Genomic DNA, 18,030 nt, shown 5'->3' with positions numbered 1-18,030 from the left:
GGAGTGTCGTCGTGTCGCCACTCGCTATGAGAAGCTCGCACGAAACTTTCTTGCAATGGTGAAACTATCGATGATCGGTCGCTATCTTCGAATCATCGCCCCATGGAATTCCGCAATTTAAGGTTTTCAGACAGAGCCTAGGATGCAGCTGCACAAGAGTTTCGAAGCGAAACTTGGCAGCGAATAAAATAGGGGCAAAAATCGCAATGCTAGCTGTGTTTCTATTGACGAAAGCGGCTTTATGCTTCAACCGTTGCTGCGGCGTACCTGGGCTCCCAAGGGTAAGACTCCGGTAATGAATGCGTAGGACCGACATAACCGACTGTCTGCGATCACAGCGCTAACGTTAACGCCTCACCGTCGAAAGCTTGATTTGTACTTCGAGTTACTTGATTACAACGCAAAGGCAGAAGACTTCTTCTGGTTCTTGGTTTCGTTACACTGCGAAGTCCGACGGCCACTGATCGTCGGTTGGGATCGACTGAGCGCTCACTGAAAGGCAGCGAGAACACTAAACGAGCTGGAGTGCCGCTGGATTACTTTCGAGTACTTGCCCGCTTACTGTCCCGAACTGAATCCGGTTGAGCATGTATGGGGAACAACCAAGTGGGGAAGTCTTGCGAATTGGCCTGCACCCAACATCGAGGCGGTGCATCATCGCGTCGACGAGAATCTTCAGCTTCAAGCTTCCCAGCAAGAAACACTCCGAGGCCACTTCCAATGGGCAGGACTCGATCTCAATCAAGTTAGGTTCTTTGTGCAGTGCTTAATAATACGTATACGCAGACCTCAATATTTGACAATTCTTAAGGTCAAATTGTTTAAAAGTCTTATCGTCCACGGTTCTTCACTGGCGAACTTAAGAGGCTGGTTCGCGAGTTGAGTCCCATCTATCAACATCCAGTTGTCACTATCAAGGCATCGAATTGTCACGAGAAAATAGACTATTTTGGTACGACGCCGTTCGCGGAGTGAGTGCCCTTGCCGTCTGTGCTGGACATCTCAGGGCGTCGATGTTTTACGATTACGCCGATGTCACATCGCGTGAACACTGGCAGTCGCTGTTTTACTTTGCCACTGGTTTGGGGCACCAAGCTGTTATGGTATTTTTCGTACTAAGCGGTTTCTTCGTAGGTGGTTCTGTGCTGCGAAGTCGACACGCATTCTGCTGGCGGAGCTATTCGGTCGCTCGCCTGTCGCGGCTTTGGACCGTCTTGATTCCAGCGCTCGTCTTCACTGCGTTGGCCGACTACGCGATTGGTATTGCTTGGCCTAAGGTATTTATCGGGGATGGGTACTTCTTTCGTTGGGCTTCGGGGCCTCGCGAAGAATTTTATTCTGATAGTGCTTTGACATTTCTTGCGAACACACTCTTCCTGCAAACCATCACGGCGCCAATATTTGGTTGTAACGGGCCGCTGTGGAGCCTTGCTAATGAGTTCTGGTACTACCTTATTTTTCCGCTAATTGTCGCGGTCGCGTATCCGCGACTACGAGTGGCATCCGTTATGTATGGACTGATAGCGGTTGGGCTGATGTTCTGGCTACCGCGTAATCTTGTATTCGATGGTTTGATTTGGGGGTTTGGCGCAATCCTATACTGTGTGCGCGACAAGCCAATATTTAAAAAGTGGTGGTCGCAAATGGCGGCGTGCGTGACGACAGGCGGACTATTCGCGGCATCGCTGATCAATAGCAAATACGACCTAGTAAACCGTGTGGCGAATATTGATTCCGACCTTTTAGTCGGAATCACATTTGCGTTTTTTGCGTGGCACTTGATCGCGTTGCCCTCGCCTAAAACAGCTTGGCTCGGCGAAATTATCCGCTGGTTGTCCGATATATCGTACACGCTATACCTCTTTCACTTTCCGATTACGATCGCGGTGGGCGCATACTTGACGGATTCAGACCAGTTCCAGCCGACATTCACAAATTTGTTGCGTTACTCGTTCGTATTGCTGTTCATTTTGATGTTATCGCATATTGCTTGGTTGATATTCGAGCGAAACACGAATCGGGTGCGCCAATGGATGAGGTCTGCAGTGGGATTGCAAACCGCGCTACGCGTAACATCTAAACAGTGAGGTTTTAGCGGCAGAATTTGAATGTGGGTGCTGTTTGTATGTGCAGGATCACGTCAGGACGCCGGGTACAGGCCTAAAAACCAGGGCTGGAAGGGGTATCGCTGGTTGCCGATTATCGTGTATTGCTGTGTATTTCGCTTCACGGAGGTTCGCGTTGTCGTCCACTGTTTTCGGTCGCATTGTTGAAAAGGCACCCTTTGCCATTTTGCCGTTATGACGCGAGTGCTCGCCCAAGATTTTATCGGTAAAGAATTGAATCGCATCTTTGACGACAATCGGGAAGTGCAGCACGACTACATTGCCACTTTTGAGGCCTTGGCAGCGACGGTCGCTGACGCGGCTCTGAATTTCAGCGACAACTTCAATCAGGCGTACAAAGAACACAAAGAGGAACTCGGTGTGACTCGTCAGTCGTTCTACGCAAAGACCAGAGGCGTCGAACCTGCAGTGAGCGAGGCCGTCGTCTCGCACTCGGCGCATCGAGCGATTCGCATGCAAGATGCCTTGGAGTTTACTGCTTGGGAATTGCTCGCTCGCTATCGTTGCCTCAGCATTGACGGCAATGTCTTGGCCAAGTCCGACAAGAGACTCAAAGTGCTTCATGATGTCAAAGCCGCACCGTTGCCAGGCAAAATCGTCGCGAGATTCGACTTGCAGCGGCAAATCTTTGACCGCTCCTACGTCTTGGTTGACGGCCATGCCCAAGAATCAACCTGTTGCGACCGGATCATTGATGATCTTTTGCCTAACGATGTCGTCATCGCTGACCGGCACTACTGCATCGTCCCATTTTTAACAAAGATCGCCGTGGCGAGTAGCTTCTTCGTGATTCGCCAACACGGACGATTGAAAGGCGTTTTACAGGGGAAACGTAAACGCGTGGGGCGTGTTGCGCCCGGGGTGGTTTACGAACAGGCGATGAAGCTTTCTGCGGCTGATGATGCGATGGTGGTTCGCCGCGTGACGGTCGAGCTAGACAAACCGACTCGCGATGGTGACAGCGAGATTCAAATTATAACAAACCTTCCCAGTGAAGTCCCGGCCACCAAGGTCGCTGAACTTTATCGTCATCGCTGGGAAGAAGAGACCGCATTCAACGTGTTGCTGATGACACTGACTTGCGAACACAGCGGCGTGAGGCATCCTCATACAGCAGCATTGCTCTTTTGTATGTCTGTGCTTGCGTTCAACCTTCGGCAGACGCTCTTCGCCGCTTTGTACACGACACATGAGGAAGAGAGCGTTGACGAGATCAGTCACTTTCACGTTGCGAAGAACATGTCGGATAAAACCGAAGGAATGTTGATAGCGATCACGGCAGACGAATGAACAGGGCTCATTCCCAAAACAATCCAAGGGATCGCGTCCATGCTCACGAAGGTCACTGGCAGAATTGACCTGAGAGATTATCGCAAGTCCCGACGCGGGCCGAAGAAGAAAAAGCCAAACCGATCAAGAAACGTGGCATCGAGTCATGTTTCTACCGCCAAGTTGCTAGGATTGACCTAGCAACATACCCTTACAGCCCTGGGCTTAAAAACTATCTAGCCTTGTCAATGTGGAATTCCCCACGAAAAGTTGACAGTGAACCGGTCTGAACGGAAAGGTAAGTATTCCAGCCTGACGATCAGGATGGATTTAATAAGGTTCGCTTTGGAATTCTGTGCTCGAATTCGATCGGACTTTGGTAGCCAAGTGAGGAGTGCAGTCGGACTGAATTGTAACAGTGTTCAATGAAATCAGAAACGCCGCGTGTGGCTTGTTCGTGCGTTTCGTATTGTTCGTCCCGGACTTCTTCGCTCTTGTAGATTTTTAAAAATGATTCCATCGGGGCGTTGTCATAACAGTTGCCTTGGCGACTCATACTTGTGTAATTGCTGACGGAAAGCGTCGCATGCATACTGTGAACCACGCCCGGACTGGGACTGCGAAACGTGACAGCATCTTGCAACGCGGCAATGACCAGTTGAGAGTCGATCGTTCGACCGTTTTCCAACCAATGATCTTGCGTGAATGCAGGTCAGCGAAGGCTGAAAGGTAAGTGAATCCTTCTCACGTAGGGATATAAGCGATATCAGTCAGCCGGACTTCATTGATCATCTTTGCGGCAAAGTCTTGGTTCAAACGGTTGGGTGCGATCGGGTGATCGTGGCTAGAGTTAGTTGTGGAAACACGGAATTTTCTGCGGCGATTTGCAGAAATCCCAGCCACCCCCATGTATTTGGCAACGGTGTTGAGGCAACAGGCAACACCACGCCGAAGTAGCTCTTGGTGAACCCTTGATCTGCCATAGGCATCGCGGTGTTTCTCCGAATGGATTTTGACGATCGCGTCGGTGACCTCCGCTTGCCTGGTTTTGTTCGCTGATGTAGGGCGACCGATCGATTGATAGAAGCCGTTATCCCCCCCCAGTACACGACACATTACTGCGATCGGCCAGCGATCGCGATGTTGGCCGATGAACGTCAGTCTCTGTTGCTTTCCTTTGCGAGGAACGCCGTCGCTTTTTTTAAATTGTCTCGCTCCATCTTGAGTTGTCGATTCTCTTCTCGCAGTCAATTGAGTTCGTCTTCAACCGAGTTGCTGCTGGTGATTTTACGGTCGAGTGTCCCATCTTTCTCAAGGGCCTACTTCCAATTGCGAATCATGCTGTCACGCCCCCCCAAGTCTCTAGAGACCAGGGCTTTCAACATGGGCTGTCTTGCCAAATCCTCCCAGTTTAGCGATGAAGAAGCAATTCCGCTTCTTCATTGCCACGGAGGGTAGCCATGCAGGTTTCGTTTTTCAAAGATCCAATCGTTCGCTCCTTCGCCGTCGAACGCCCGTTTGTAACAGTCACTCAAATGGTCCTGTGGCGAATACTGGCCCCCGGTGACATTGACCTTGTTTTTGAGGAGCACGCCGAGGAACAGTGCCATCGCTCGCTGCTATTCTCGTCTTTGACGTGCCTGGTATCCGGCGTTGTGCTTGGCAAGCATGCCAGCATGAATGCGGGCTACAAGAAGATGAAGGAACAGCTCGCCGTTTCAGTCACCGCAGTCTACAAGAAACTGCAGCGTGTGGAGCTACCGCTCGTGCAGCAACTTGTCCGCCAGTCCTATTAGCAAACGATCGCTGTCTGCAAAGAAGTAGGCTGCTTGGCCCATAACGATCTGTCTGGATACTCCACGAGGATTCTCGATGGCAACTGGTTTCGGGCACCGAACATCGTATGAAAGAGACCAGAACGAGCACTGCGGCGCCGTTGCCGGGAAAATCACTGGTTGTCTACGATCCTCGATACCACGCCGTCTGTGATTACTTTGCGATGGAAGATGCCTACTCGTAGGAACGAAGCAGACTGGATGATGTCATCGAGACGTTGCAACGCCACGAACTTTGGCTCGCCGATCGAAACTTTTGCACCCTAAAGTTCCTCTATGCCATCGCAGCCAAAAGTAGCGTATTCGTGATTCGCCAGCATGGGTAACTTCACGGCACCGAGAAAGGAAAGCTTCGCAAAATTGGCGAAAGTGAGACCGGGATTATCTATGAGAATAAGTTGGTCCTACCCGAATACGAAGGACAGCGGATGACGGTGCGCCGCGTACTGGTTCATCTTTTTGAACCGACTCGCGATAAGGAAGTTGAAGTGGTTCTGCTGACCAACTTACCGCTTGATGACGCGGATGCCGTCGTCGTTTCAGAACTGTATCGAACTCGTTGGAAGATCGAGATCACCCAAGCGGAATGCGTTTCAAGAACGAGCTTGTATCGACTCGCCGCTTGAAATTACAGTGTCTATGGCTGCTTTGATGCAATTGGTCGCGTTTTGCCGCGACCGCCTGACTCAATGCGATTATTTCAAAATAGGCAATCTGCAAGGAGGTTCCTCATGCCCAACGTGCCCCCCCGCGCCAAACGAATCATCAGTCGCCGCTGACCCAGGAGCCGACGTCCTTGCCACTGAACCAGATGTGGGCAGGGCTCGACGAGGCGACTCGGCGAGACCTTCGCGGACGGATGAGCCTGATGATCAGTCGAGCCATGACGCAGCGCCTGCTCGACGAATCCAAACGGGAGGACGGTCATGAGTAACACAGCTCAAGCAACTCGTCGCGCCGACACTCGTGAGCGACGTTCTCGATTAAGTGACAAGATACTGGACCATCATCTGGATCGACTCGCGATGGTCTACGTCCGTCAGTCGACGCAGCACCAAGTACTTGAACATTGTGAGTCGACCGCTAGGCAGTACGCGCTGACCGATCGCGCCCATGAGTTTGGTTGGTCACACGATCGAATCGAAGTCATTGATGACGACTGAGGCATCAGCGGCAGTTCAATCGTAGGTCGCGAAGGCTTTCAAAGATTGCTTGCCGAGATCAGCGCCGATCGTGTAGGTATCGTATTGGATTTGGAGATGAGTCGTTTGGCTCGTTCGTGTAAGGACTGGCATACGTTGTTGGAGTTGTGTGCGATCTATCGTGTCTTGCTCGCCGATGCTGACGGGTTGTACGATCCCTCCAATCACAACGATCGCCAGCTGTTGGGACTCAAGGGGACCATGAGCGAAGCGGAACTGCATATCCTCAAGACACGGATGCACCAAGGCATGTGGAACAAGGCGGAGCGAGGTGAAGTGCTGAACCATCCGCCTATCGGTTACATCCGCAGCGTCAAGGCACGCGATGGAGCGGGTGATTATGTGATCGATCCCGACGCGCAGGTGCAAGAAGTGGTGGGTATGGTGTTCATTCAGTTCGAGCGATTGGACAGTATCAACGGGTTGCTGCATTGGATGGTCAACCAAGAGATCAAGGTACCGGTGCGTCCTCACTTCGGCAGCGATCGCGGTGAACTTTCGTGGCGACGTCCCAATCGCGTGACGCTATGTAACATGTTGCATCATCCTATCTATGCCGGTGCATATCGTTGGGGACATCGCGAAGTCGATGCGCGAAAGAAGATCGCTGGCCGACCGACAACCGGTCGCACGCTGAAGTCGCACGAGGACTGTCGAGTGTTGATTCGCGATCGTTTTGATACGTACATCGACTGGGAGACTTTCGAGCGAATCCAAGCAAAACTGCGTAAAAACAGCCACTTAGGGAAGAAACTGTCGGCTCCACGCCACGGCCCAAGCGTGTTGGCTGGGCTGGTGGTCTGTGGCTGTTGTGGTCATCGGATGCTCGTTAGCTATGCCAACATTCGCAAGGACAACCCGACCGGTTCGCTGCGTTACAGTTGTCAACGTGAAGCGATCGACTACGGCGGGGCTCTCTGCCAGAGCCTTTCGGGGGAGTCACTCGAAGTGTTCGTGACCGCGCGTCTGTTGCAAGTTGTCGAACCCGCGTCGTTGGAAGTTTCGCTTGCCGCCGTCGAAGGCATCCAACGCGAACGCGAGCGACTACAATCGCATTGGAAACAACGACTGACGCGTTTAAACTACGAAGCCGAAGTTGCACGCAAGTCTTATGCAGCAGTTGATCCCGAGAACCGATTGGTGGCCAAGGAACTGGAACGACGTTGGGAAGAAGCGTTGCGTGAGCAAGAACAATTGAACGTCGAGTATGACCGCTTTCAAGCCTCAACACCCGCGAAGCTCAGTGACGACGAGCGTCGCGCGATTAAGTCACTCTCGGAAAGCTTACCATGGTAGTGGAAAGCCGAGACGACCACTGCTGAAGACCGCTGCGCGATCGCGCGTATGCTGATCGATGAAGTCGTTGTCAATATCGAAGGGGACAGTGAACGCGTAGATGTGGACATTCATTGGAAGGGCGGCTTTGGAAGTCACCACGCAATGCGCCGCCCGGTGCAAACCTATGAACAACTGTCGTACGACGATGAGCTGCTAACTCGCATCAAAGCATTGCTTGATGAAGGCAGCACGCTCGGTGAGATCGCCAAGTGTCTGAACGCCGAAGGCTATCAACCGCCCAAACGAGCATCGCAATTCAGTGTCGGTATCCTGGGCCGCTTCCTTCGTGATCGCGGCATTCGCACCGGACCTCAGCCCAAGAGCGTCACCGAAGAGAATCATCTTCGCATTGATGAATGGTGGCTCAGTGACCTCGCATCAGAGCTTGCGATGCCCATCGCAACATTGCATCGCTGGCGTGGCGTGGGCTGGGTGACTTCCCACAAGGTCGCGGCAACGGGTCGTTGGGCGATCTATGCCGATGCAGAGGAACTGTCTCGCCTAACGCAACTCCGCGCAAACCGTCACGGTTGGCCTGCCCCGTATCCTCGCGCCCTGATCACCCCCAAGCCGAACCTAAACGCCGATTCAGCTAGCAAGCAAAGCTAGCAAATGCCGACTTAATAATACCCCCGACTTCTATGGAGGCAGTATGACTGGACGATCGAAACCGCATTTGGTCACATGACTGTGGCTTTGAATTGCGAAATCAAACCGCTTTGCTACCCGAAGGCAGCCTTGTTCTGTTTTGCGTCGGCTCTGATGGCGTACAACGCTTTCGCAATTATGAAAGGGGCAGTTGCAGCGGAACACGGTCGGGCAGAGAGTGAGATGCTGTCGCACTATTACCTAGCGCTGGAGATTTCTGAGGCGACCGATGGCATGCTAGTCGCATTGCCTGAGCATCGTTGGGAAGAGATGGATGCGATTGATTGCGACGAATTTGCGGCTGAAGTGCAAGCGATCATCAGCGGAATCGATTTGAGTCGTTTCCGGAAATCGAATCGTGGCCCCAAGAAGACACCCCCTGAGCGAACGAACGAAACGAAGTCTGTGCATGTCTCATCGAAACGAATCCTCGATAAACGCAAGGAAAAGTGATGTTGAAAGCCCTGGTCTCTAGCGACTTGAGCGTAGGACATTCCTCGCTCATTGATTTTCATGACGGCTGCGAGCTTGTATTCGCGGCTAAACGTTCGACGCTGGTCCATGGATTGGTCTCCTGTCAGAGTAGTCTGGCAGGCGCCGGTCCACTGCCAACTTTTCGTGGGGAATTCGAGTGTTTATGACACTGTCAGCAACACCAAACGTCGAAACATTAACTTGCTTAATGCGTTGTGTGGCATCATGATAGTGAACACCATTCGCGCAAGACCGCCGCGTGAAACACACGCGGAATAGATTACTGACATAACCGATCGATCAAGACACTAATTTCTATCCCTGATCGATCCAAAAGAATATTGGCTGGACATCGAAAAATGCGTTAGAAACCTCGATACTTGAGGCGAATCAGTGCAACTTTGGCCATCATGAATGTTGGCAGGCGATTTTGGACGGCAATTACCTACTTGAACGACTTTGTGAGACAAGTCAGGGAGAAAAAGCGTGAAAGGAATTATCCTTGCGGGGGGAAGCGGAAGTAGGCTTGCTCCGTTGACGACCGCCATCAGCAAACAGTTGTTGCCGGTTTATGACAAACCAATGATCTACTACCCACTGTCTACATTGATGCTTGCGGGCATTCAAGACATCTTGATCATATCCACACCTCAACACATGCCGCTGTTTCAAGCACTGCTTGGTGATGGCAACCAGTGGGGACTGCGACTACAGTACAAGATCCAACCGAATCCCGGCGGCTTGGCTCAGGCGTTTACGCTTGGTGAAGAGTTTATTAACGGATCGGCATGCTGCCTAACGCTGGGCGACAATTTATTTTACGGCCAAGGGCTGATCAAACTGTTGCAGAGGTCCGCAAAACTCGACAAGGGCGCAAGAGTGTTTGCATACGAAGTGCGTGATCCGTCATCGTACGGGGTTGTCTCATTCGATGCAGACGGCAAAGCAATCACTATGGAGGAAAAACCCAAACGTCCGAAGTCGAACTTTGCCGTGCCTGGCTTGTACTTTTACGATTCTAGAGTTTGTGAATTTGCAACGTCTTTAAAGCCCTCGGTGCGGGGTGAAGTCGAAATCACCGATTTGAATCGTATTTATCTCTCTGAAGGCACATTGAATGTTGAAATGTTTGGTCGCGGAACAGCATGGCTGGACACGGGAACTCACGACGGCTTACATGACGCGAGCAGTTTTGTCGGAGCGATCGAAAAACGAACGGGTTTAAAAGTGTCATGCCCCGAGGAAATTGCTCACAGGCAAGGTTGGATTACGACTGAACAATTGGCTGAACAAGCAGCCAAGTTTAAGAATAGTGAATATGGTGACTATTTGCTGCGTTTGACAAAGCAACCGGTGAAACACTCATGAACAACGTCCGCGAACCACGGAAAGTAGTGGTATTAGGGGCGAGTGGGTTTCTTGGATCGGCAATGGCTGAACACTTAGCCAAGGCGGGGCACCATGTTACCTCTTATTGCCGTCAGCCCACTTCCTTGGCTGCGAGTTTCAATAACGTCACGACCGTTACTGCAGATTTGCGAGACACGTGGATCCTGGCGGACGTAATCGCTAACGCCGACGTTGTCTATCATTTTGCGTCCGCAACGCACCCGAGCCTATTTTATTCAAATCCATCGTCGGAATACTGGGAAGCACTTCAGCCTCTGCTGGTGCTGATGGAGACAGCTGCACGTGTGGGAGTAAAGAAGATTGTTTTTCCGTCGTCTGGTGGAACAATTTATGCTGACAGTGATTTGCCGCGTATTGAAAGTTCGCCAACCGACCCAAGGTCACCCTACGCGGTTTTCAAACTCACCGCCGAACAGTTGCTTCATCACTCCGCTCGAATGGGACAATTCTCTGTAGACATTTTTCGGGTTGGCAATCCATATGGTCCAGGCCAACCAACTCGCCCTGGGCAGGGGGTTTTACCACACTGGATCAATGCGATCCAGAACAGCAAGCCGATCAAGGTTTTCGGCGATGGAACAGCCGAACGGGACTACGTGTTTGTTGACGACCTATGTAGATTAATGTCACTATCATTAAATCGGTTGAATGAGAGTGAAACCTTTAACCTCGGGACTGGCGTCGCAACATCCTTGCGCAAGTTACTTCATCACATACAATCAATGGTTGAAGTGCCAATCGAAGTGCAATACTTAGCTAGACGTTCAAGTGACATCCAGTCAATAGCTCTAGCTCCCGATCGCTTGCTTTCTCAGATCCCTGCGTTTTGTTTCACTCCATTGGCCGAGGGAGTGAAACGGACGCTTCAGTATCATAAGCTGATTTAGATTTGACGAGATTTCAACAACACAATCGATGTGAGAGCCATAGGAATAGTTGAGGCACTCGTTGTCATTGACTTCCACATTCGACCAGAAAGTGATTTGAAACTGCGGAATAATCTCCTGTGTCCGCCCACTTGGCAGCAATATCCAACAACTTTCGCTGCCTAACATCCTATAATTCGAATTAACCTTCTGCCGAATTACTGTAATTTAGAAAGACGCGGCGGGGCAAGCTGAACGACACCTACAATCGGATGTTTGACAGTAGCAGCCAGGATTTGTGGGCATCGTGTAAGTTAGTTATCAATCTTGAATAAACTCAAACTGAAAAACTTTAGATCCGGGCTTGATCGGGGGGCTTCACACCGTTTTGAATGGTGTTGGTTTTTCATTCGCGCGGCGTTTTTCTTGGTGCCAATTCCGCTGCCATCGCGTATTCGCGTTATTTGGCTGAGGTACTTTGGGGCAAAAATTGGTCAAGACGTTGTAATCCGTGGCGGGGTCAACATTTCGTTCCCGTGGCGTCTGGTCGTTGGTGACCATGTCTGGATTGGTGAGGACGTATCGATCCTTTCGCTTGCTCAAGTAACCATCGAATCGAACTGCTGCATCTCACAACGGGCCTTCCTATGCACGGGTTCACATCGCTTTGACAAACCTGGATTTGATCTCGTCGTCAAGCCGATTGTGATCAAGGAGAGCTCCTGGGTCGCGGCTCAAGTCTTTGTCGCCCCAGGGGTTACCATTGGTCCCAACAGCATGTGTATCGCTGGAAGTGTGGTGCTGAAAGATGTTGCACCGAACACGATTGTAATTGGCAATCCTGCTGTGGTGAAGAAACGGCAAACTAGTGAGGAGTTGGGGGACACGGAGACACGGAGAGGGGAGACAAGGGGAGGGGAGTAGGGAGCGTTGAATCGCGACGGACGCGTTCCTCTGCCAACGCCCCTCGTTTTGCCAGCCGTTTTCGAACCTCCATCTTCCTACCCTACGCTTTCCGCCACCGTTGTTTCCTTTTTTCGTCGTTGATCGCCGAGCGATCAACAACATTTTGTCAGCTACTGTACAACGCTCATGAAAATCTCGGTTATTACTGCCGTCTACAACCGTGCGGCGACGCTGGGTGATGCGATCGACTCGGTGCTTTCGCAGCAATCAGTCAAACTGGAGTACATCATCATCGATGGTGATTCGTCGGATGCCACGCCGGAAATTGTCAAGCAGTATGGCGAGCAAATTACTCGCTCCATCTGCGAGCCCGACGCCGGTATCTATGACGCTCTGAACAAGGGTATCGCGGCAGCCTCGGGAGATGTGATCGGGTTCCTGCATGCCGACGATTGGTTGGCGGATGACCAAACACTGCGACGTGTTGCCAACGCACTTGCCGATGAAACCATCGATGGCGTCTATGGCGATTTGATTTATGTCGATGGGGAAAATCCAAACGAACAACGCCGCTACTGGCGGGCCGGTGAGTATGACGTTACCCGCTTTCGCCGCGGCTGGATGCCGCCGCATCCAACCGTCTATCTTCGTCGCCGCTGTTACGAGCAGTTCGGCAATTTTAACTTGAATATCAAGACCGCCGCCGACTATGAACTGCTGGTGCGGATGATGGTCAAACACAAAATCCGCATGCAGTACATCCCGCACGTGATGGTCAAGATGCGTGTCGGAGGCGCCAGCAACGCGTCACTAAAAAACCGACTGGCGGCCAACCGTGATGACCAGCGTGCTTGGAGTATCAATGGCCTGAAGCCGCCTTGGGGTTTGCGATTAACGAAGCCGCTGTCGAAGCTGCCGCAGTTTTTCGCCGCGAAAGCGGGGGCTAGAAGCTAGTCAGGAGACAGGGAGATTGAAAAAGTTAAATTGAAAATTGAAAAAGAGTTTGCTGGAACAAGCCAGTCTGGGGTGCCAGGCTGGCTTTTTGCGTTTGATGGGTATGGAAGTTGGGGAGCTGGGAGTGAGTGAGTTTTTTCTGAGAGACAAATGTGGGACAGTGAATGAATTTAGAAGGACGATTCGGCTGTCAAATCCGCTGTAACTCTAAGCAAGATGGATTGTGCAAGCTCAGGGTCACCAGCCCTCCCCGGCCGCTTCCTGCGGCCGACCCTCCCGGTGGGGAGGGTAAATTTCGATTCGCCAGGTCCCCCTCTCCCCCTCTCCCCCTCTCCGTGTCTCCGTGTCTCCGTGTCTCGCTGTCTCCCTGTCTCGCTAAAGTCGAAGTTGTGACGGTTACGACGATTCTGCGTCGTTTCCGTGGTCAAAGCGACTTTCTGTTCACTCTTTTCCTAGTCCGATTGCCGCTTCAGCGGTAAACTGAGGCTTGGACCTATCGTCGCTGATCGCACCGCGATCTTTGCGTGCAAGAACGTATTGATCACGGGAGCGATCAACGACGAATGTGACGACAGGGATCTTTAGCAAGATCCACTACGGTGATACGGCAAAACGGCGCACGTTCTGAGTCGCCGGAGCGATCAACGACATTACGACATCCCTTTTCACGATTTAACATCTTATGAAGTTAGCTTCCGACCGCGGACTTTCGTACAGCAAGGCACCGCCGATCTCTGGCGCCGATCGTTCGATGGGATCCTCGCAAACGGCTGGCGGTGACTCGCCCGATATGGTTGCGGCGCTGTGGCGATACCGCTGGGCAGTATTGCTGCCAGCGATCGCGGGTGCGGTCTGCGGTTTCTTGGTTTACCAAAGAACCCCGGAGACGTTTAAGGCATCGACGCGATTGATGGTCGAATCGGATCGTCCCGCGATCATGGACACCATGACCGGCGATGTGATCGGCGGCGTACCCAGCATCGAGATTCTTCAGTCGCATCTGTTCAGCGACCGCGTCGTCAAAATGGCATTCGATGACGAGCAGCTGGCCCCATTCCACAGCCGTTTTGAAGATGATTCGCAAAAATTTGTCGGTACCGCTCGAGATGCCCTGGCGCTCTCGCCTGAAGTCACCGACCTTCGCGGAGCTCAGTCGCTGGTTGCGGTCTTGAGCTTTGAACACACCGACCCTGAACTGTGCCAGGCGAGTGTAAAAGCGTTTAGTGATGCGATCCAAACCTTCTTTAACGAAAAACAAAAAAGCTCGCGTGATGAGTTGTTGCGATTGATTTCGGTGGCGATCGATCAATTGCACCCAAAGATGACCGAACTGGAAACGCAATATCGCAACTTCCGCCGTGACGCGCCGCTGGCGTGGAACAGCGAGGGCGAGGCAATCAACCCGCACCGCGAACGGCAATTGTTCTTAGTCGGACAACGCAGCGAACTTGTTGAAAAGATGCGGCGAAAGGCGACGGAATTGTCGGCGGTCAAGGCGATCGCGAAGCAGTCACAAGATCCGCTGGTGGCACTAAACATCATCAGCCAATTGTTGGATGTGAAATTTACGTTGCCCGACAGCGATGCGTCTTTGGCTCAAAACTTGAAAGACGGCGATGCCCAGCTTGCACAACTAGAATTGGACCAGCAACTCGTTCCGCTGATGATCGAACGCAACAAGATGGCCAACGAATTCGGCGTGAGCCACCCGACGGTCAAACAGCTCGACACGGAACTGGACATGATGAAGGGGGAATTGCGACGGATTGTACTGGAGCAAACCCAGCGGATACTGGAACTTCGCAAAGAAAACGAAGTGATAGCGGTCAATCCTGCGGACAAAGCCAAAGGAGCACTCACAACCGTGGTGGTTGCTGGCGAAGCGGAGTTGCAGTTACTGAAAGATCAAATTTCCGAGGTGGACCAACAGATTGCTGACGAAAAGGCGGCTTCGATCACGATTGCCAAATTTGAACAAGACAACGCGGGGATGCTGCGGGAATTGGATCGCAACCGCGAACTGATGAACCAACTCGAAGAGCAGATGGCTCGCGTCAGTTTGACCGAGGAAGAAGGTGGTACCAAGGTTAACGAGCTGACTGCTCCATCGGCTGCCTTTCGTGTCGGTCCTAATCTTGCCAAGACCCTTGGAATAGGCACCTTTCTGGGGCTCGCTCTTGGTGCTGGACTGGCACTGTTACTGGAGAAAAATGCAAACACGTTCCGTGATCCCGATGAGATTTCCGAACTGCTGGGCGTGCCCGTATTGACTCATGTACCCTTTTTCAAAGGACGGATTCGTCGCCCGGGGAAGGGCGAGATCAATCCGTTCAAGGACTTGGATCCGGGAATGGTGGTACTGCATCAACCGGCTTCGATCGCGGCCGAGGCAATTCGATCGTGCCGTACCTCGATCTTCTTTGAATTGGCCAACGTCGACGGCGGCAAGGTGCTGCAGGTAACCAGTCCGCTGCCGGGCGATGGTAAGAGTACGGTCGCCGAAAACCTGGCCTGTTCGATTGCCCAAAGTGGCAAACGAGTACTGGTCATCGATTGTGACCTTCGGCGCCCGCAAATTACCGATAACTTCGCAATGCAAGAAAAACTGGGACTGAGCAATATCCTGAATGGAGATTGCGACCCCAGTGAAGCGTGCCATCAGACACCGCTCAGTACGCTGCACATGATGCCGAGTGGTCCGATCCCGGCGAATCCCGCTGAAGCGTTGACGCTTCCTGAGATGGGAGAACTGATTGACCTGCTGCGTGAAGAGTACGACTACGTGATCTTGGACACTCCGCCGCTATTGGTGGTCACTGACCCGAGTATTACCGCAGGAATGGCCGATGGTGTCGTGATGGCACTTCGGATTCGACGTAAGAGTAAACCAAATGCGAAAGAGTCCGTGAACATTTTGCGTAGCGTCGGTGCGAATTTGTTTGGTGTCGTCATCAACAATTCGGACGAGGCGGGTACAAGCGATGGCTACAAAGGCTATGGCTACTATCGTTACGGACGCTACACCAGTCGCTACTACCGACGAAAAGGTGGCGACAACGCAAACCAAGATGCAAGCAAGATGAATAAACCCGTCGTGGTCGAAGGCCGAGGCTTGGCCGGAATGCGAAAAGCAAAAAAGGCGGAGGTGGTGAGCGTGGGGGAAGTGAGGAGTGAGGAGCGAGGGAGAAGCTAGAGTGGGAGAGTGGAATTCGCCCTTCCGCTGGGAAGGGCGGGTAATTTGGCTTTTGCATCGTACACCCGCTAACACTCCGAATCCCCGAAACAAGTTCTATGGCAGACAGCTTACTAAGCTGGATTCGCAAACCTCGACTGTTTTTCTCATTGGACACGGTCACACTCGTGGCGACCTTCAATCGCGGTGCTCGCTGACGGCTTGGAAAGCCGTGCGACCATTTGACGAAGATCCGCAGGTAAGCCCAGCGTGATGACAGGTTGAAAACCTATCCCACGATTGATGACTTCTGCTACGTTGTTGGGCAGTCGCCAATCCATTTACGCTTTGACACACCCGCCTACTATGAAGCATCACTCGATTGAACTTCGCGTTCGCTATGACGAGTGCGACCCGATGGGCTTTGTTCATCACTCGAACTACTTGCGGTACTTTGAAATCGGTCGTACCGAATTACTCAGAGCTTCCGGCGGTTGCTATGCCGAGATGGAAGATGCAGGTGTCTTGGTCGTCGTCGTGCGAGTTGATTGTCGTTACCGACGACCGGCGAAATACGATGACGTGATCACCGTCGTTACCACGATCGCTGGCGTGACCGCTGCCAAGATCATTCACGAGTATGCGATCACTCGAAAAAATCACACAGGTGAATCGGAGAAGATCGTCGATGCTACCGTGACGTTGGCCGTGATCGATCGCGAGGGGAAATTGCAACGCGTGCCAAAGCCGCTGTTGGATCAGTACGAGAAGGAAGGGAAAAGTGAGGAGTGAGGAGAGGGGGGAGGGAGACACGGAGAGGGGGAGACAAGGTGACTGGCGGCTGGCGATTAGACTCTCCCTGTGGCAGGGCGTTCGCAGGAACGCGGCTGGGGAGAGCCTGTGCCCCTTGCTTGCACGGCCTACTTCTAACACTTCGAGCCCCAGCGGTGAGACGGTTACTGCCGACTCTGACCTTCCCAGGGGCGAGGCAAAACACGTCGACGGGCTTGGAAAACCGAGCGTCAATTTTCGCTACGGTCATGCTCGTTGATCACTTTGCGATCATTGCATCGTGGTGCTTGCCAAAGATCCTCTCTAAGGCTCAGCGCAATGACAGGTTGGAAACCTATCCCACTTTGCCGAAAGTCTTGACGACTTCCGCTACTCCGCTACTCCGCTACTCCGTGTCTCCGTGTCTCCGTGTCTCCTCACTGCTCACTGCTTTTTCGGCGCGGGCGATCCAGAACGCTCGGGCGGCTCGGATGTAGGGGATGTGCGGTGTTAATTCCTGCGGCGGCAACTTCTTCAGCCTTGCTTCGTATTGGCTAAGCCAATCGCGAAAAAACTCGACGCTTCGCTTTGTCACTCGCGGTTGGCCGTCGAACTCGATGTACCACGGCGCACTGATCGCCGCTCGGTAATGGTCTTCATACAACGTGACGACGCGAATCATCACCCAGCCGCTCTCCTCGACTTCCAGCGCCGGGATCACTCCGCCTGCCTTGGCAAATTCGTCCAAGCGGGCACTGTAAAACACTTCGCCATTGTGAATTACTTCCAAGTAATCAACGGGATCGCGGACCGACAACTGAATCTCCGGCTGAAGCGTTAGCATCTGTCCGCCATTGGCAGTGAACACGTGACCGGGAATCTGGCCGCTGAGCGTGGGCAACAACATCGGACCGTTCGTCGCGACACTATTGCCCCTGAACGCGCGGTGCCACCACTCGGTTTCACTAAGCACTCGCACTGCGGCATTGGCGTCGGCGTCCAATTGACGATAGGTTTCCAGCGGCGCTGCGACGTAAAGCCGGTTGTAGCCAACTGGCG

The 18,030-nt window shown here is 52.5% G+C and carries 15 protein-coding genes and 3 pseudogenes; 15 read left to right on the top strand and 3 right to left on the bottom strand.

Translation table 11 applies throughout. From position 1 onward, the window contains the following. Positions 1-520: 520 nt before the first annotated feature. The 3 genes from ABX962_RS09830 to ABX962_RS09820 all read left to right on the top strand — a co-directional run bounded on the left by ABX962_RS09830 (position 521) and on the right by ABX962_RS09820 (position 3,416). Positions 521-883: a transposase gene (locus ABX962_RS09830; RefSeq protein ID WP_372718919.1), complete on the top strand. Its 363-nt coding sequence runs from the start codon at positions 521-523 to the stop codon at positions 881-883. 43 nt (positions 884-926) lie between these two features. Further along, complete coding sequence (locus tag ABX962_RS09825) at positions 927-2,087, top strand: acyltransferase family protein (RefSeq protein ID WP_372718915.1); 1,161 nt, start codon at positions 927-929, stop codon at positions 2,085-2,087. Positions 2,088-2,300: 213 nt separating this feature from the next. Next, a complete protein-coding gene (locus ABX962_RS09820) occupies positions 2,301-3,416 on the top strand; it encodes a transposase (RefSeq protein ID WP_372718913.1) in 1,116 nt (371 codons plus the stop codon). A gap of 298 nt (positions 3,417-3,714) precedes the next feature. On the opposite strand, the pseudogene ABX962_RS09815 reads toward ABX962_RS09820, so the two are convergent. Then, positions 3,715-4,825, bottom strand: a pseudogene (locus ABX962_RS09815) (IS3 family transposase). Between the two features lie 30 nt (positions 4,826-4,855). On the opposite strand from ABX962_RS09815, the gene ABX962_RS09810 reads away from it, so the two are divergent. The 6 genes from ABX962_RS09810 to ABX962_RS09785 all read left to right on the top strand — a co-directional run bounded on the left by ABX962_RS09810 (position 4,856) and on the right by ABX962_RS09785 (position 8,871). Then, on the top strand, positions 4,856-5,191 hold the full coding sequence (locus tag ABX962_RS09810) for a hypothetical protein (protein ID WP_372718911.1): 336 nt from the start codon (positions 4,856-4,858) through the stop codon (positions 5,189-5,191). A gap of 437 nt (positions 5,192-5,628) precedes the next feature. Continuing rightward, the gene (locus tag ABX962_RS09805; protein WP_372718909.1) at positions 5,629-5,856 is read left to right on the top strand and encodes a hypothetical protein; all 228 of its coding nucleotides are present in this window, start codon (positions 5,629-5,631) and stop codon (positions 5,854-5,856) included. 300 nt (positions 5,857-6,156) lie between these two features. After that, positions 6,157-6,393 carry a hypothetical protein gene (locus ABX962_RS09800; RefSeq protein WP_372718907.1) on the top strand — a complete coding sequence of 79 codons (237 nt, stop codon included), beginning with the start codon at positions 6,157-6,159 and terminating at the stop codon, positions 6,391-6,393. A 3-nt stretch (positions 6,394-6,396) separates the two neighbouring features. After that, positions 6,397-7,728, top strand: a complete 1,332-nt coding sequence (locus ABX962_RS09795) for a recombinase family protein (RefSeq protein WP_372718917.1) — start codon at positions 6,397-6,399, stop codon at positions 7,726-7,728. Positions 7,729-7,776: 48 nt separating this feature from the next. Continuing rightward, on the top strand, positions 7,777-8,379 hold the full coding sequence (locus tag ABX962_RS09790) for a hypothetical protein (RefSeq protein WP_372718905.1): 603 nt from the start codon (positions 7,777-7,779) through the stop codon (positions 8,377-8,379). A gap of 75 nt (positions 8,380-8,454) precedes the next feature. Further along, positions 8,455-8,871 (top strand): hypothetical protein, encoded by a 417-nt coding sequence (locus ABX962_RS09785; protein ID WP_372718921.1) that lies wholly within the window; start codon positions 8,455-8,457, stop codon positions 8,869-8,871. Positions 8,872-8,885: 14 nt separating this feature from the next. On the opposite strand, the pseudogene ABX962_RS09780 reads toward ABX962_RS09785, so the two are convergent. Next, a pseudogene (locus tag ABX962_RS09780) lies at positions 8,886-8,981 on the bottom strand (hypothetical protein); the annotation flags it as partial. Positions 8,982-9,378: 397 nt separating this feature from the next. On the opposite strand from ABX962_RS09780, the gene rfbA reads away from it, so the two are divergent. From rfbA to ABX962_RS09750, 6 genes are all read left to right on the top strand, one after another. Further along, positions 9,379-10,260, top strand: coding sequence for a glucose-1-phosphate thymidylyltransferase RfbA (gene rfbA / locus ABX962_RS09775; protein WP_372718903.1), 882 nt, complete (start codon positions 9,379-9,381; stop codon positions 10,258-10,260). Next, positions 10,257-11,189 carry an NAD-dependent epimerase/dehydratase family protein gene (locus ABX962_RS09770; RefSeq protein WP_372718901.1) on the top strand — a complete coding sequence of 311 codons (933 nt, stop codon included), beginning with the start codon at positions 10,257-10,259 and terminating at the stop codon, positions 11,187-11,189. Before rfbA ends, ABX962_RS09770 begins: the two co-directional genes overlap by 4 nt. Positions 11,190-11,495: 306 nt before the next feature. Then, positions 11,496-12,092, top strand: a complete 597-nt coding sequence (locus ABX962_RS09765; RefSeq protein ID WP_372718899.1) for a WcaF family extracellular polysaccharide biosynthesis acetyltransferase — start codon at positions 11,496-11,498, stop codon at positions 12,090-12,092. A gap of 168 nt (positions 12,093-12,260) precedes the next feature. After that, positions 12,261-13,028, top strand: a complete 768-nt coding sequence (locus ABX962_RS09760) for a glycosyltransferase family 2 protein (protein WP_372718897.1) — start codon at positions 12,261-12,263, stop codon at positions 13,026-13,028. Positions 13,029-13,710: 682 nt separating this feature from the next. Then, complete coding sequence (locus tag ABX962_RS09755) at positions 13,711-16,221, top strand: polysaccharide biosynthesis tyrosine autokinase (protein WP_372718896.1); 2,511 nt, start codon at positions 13,711-13,713, stop codon at positions 16,219-16,221. Positions 16,222-16,503: 282 nt separating this feature from the next. Continuing rightward, entirely contained in the window at positions 16,504-16,992 is a 489-nt protein-coding gene (locus ABX962_RS09750) for an acyl-CoA thioesterase (protein WP_372718894.1), read from the top strand. A gap of 385 nt (positions 16,993-17,377) precedes the next feature. On the opposite strand, the pseudogene ABX962_RS09745 reads toward ABX962_RS09750, so the two are convergent. Then, positions 17,378-18,030 (bottom strand): annotated as a pseudogene (locus tag ABX962_RS09745) (hypothetical protein); the annotation flags it as partial.

The sequence above is a fragment of the Novipirellula sp. genome (assembly GCF_041583735.1).
In the GTDB taxonomy this organism is placed as follows: Bacteria; Planctomycetota; Planctomycetia; order Pirellulales; family Pirellulaceae; genus Novipirellula.
This window is presented reverse-complemented; position numbering and strand designations above follow the sequence as displayed.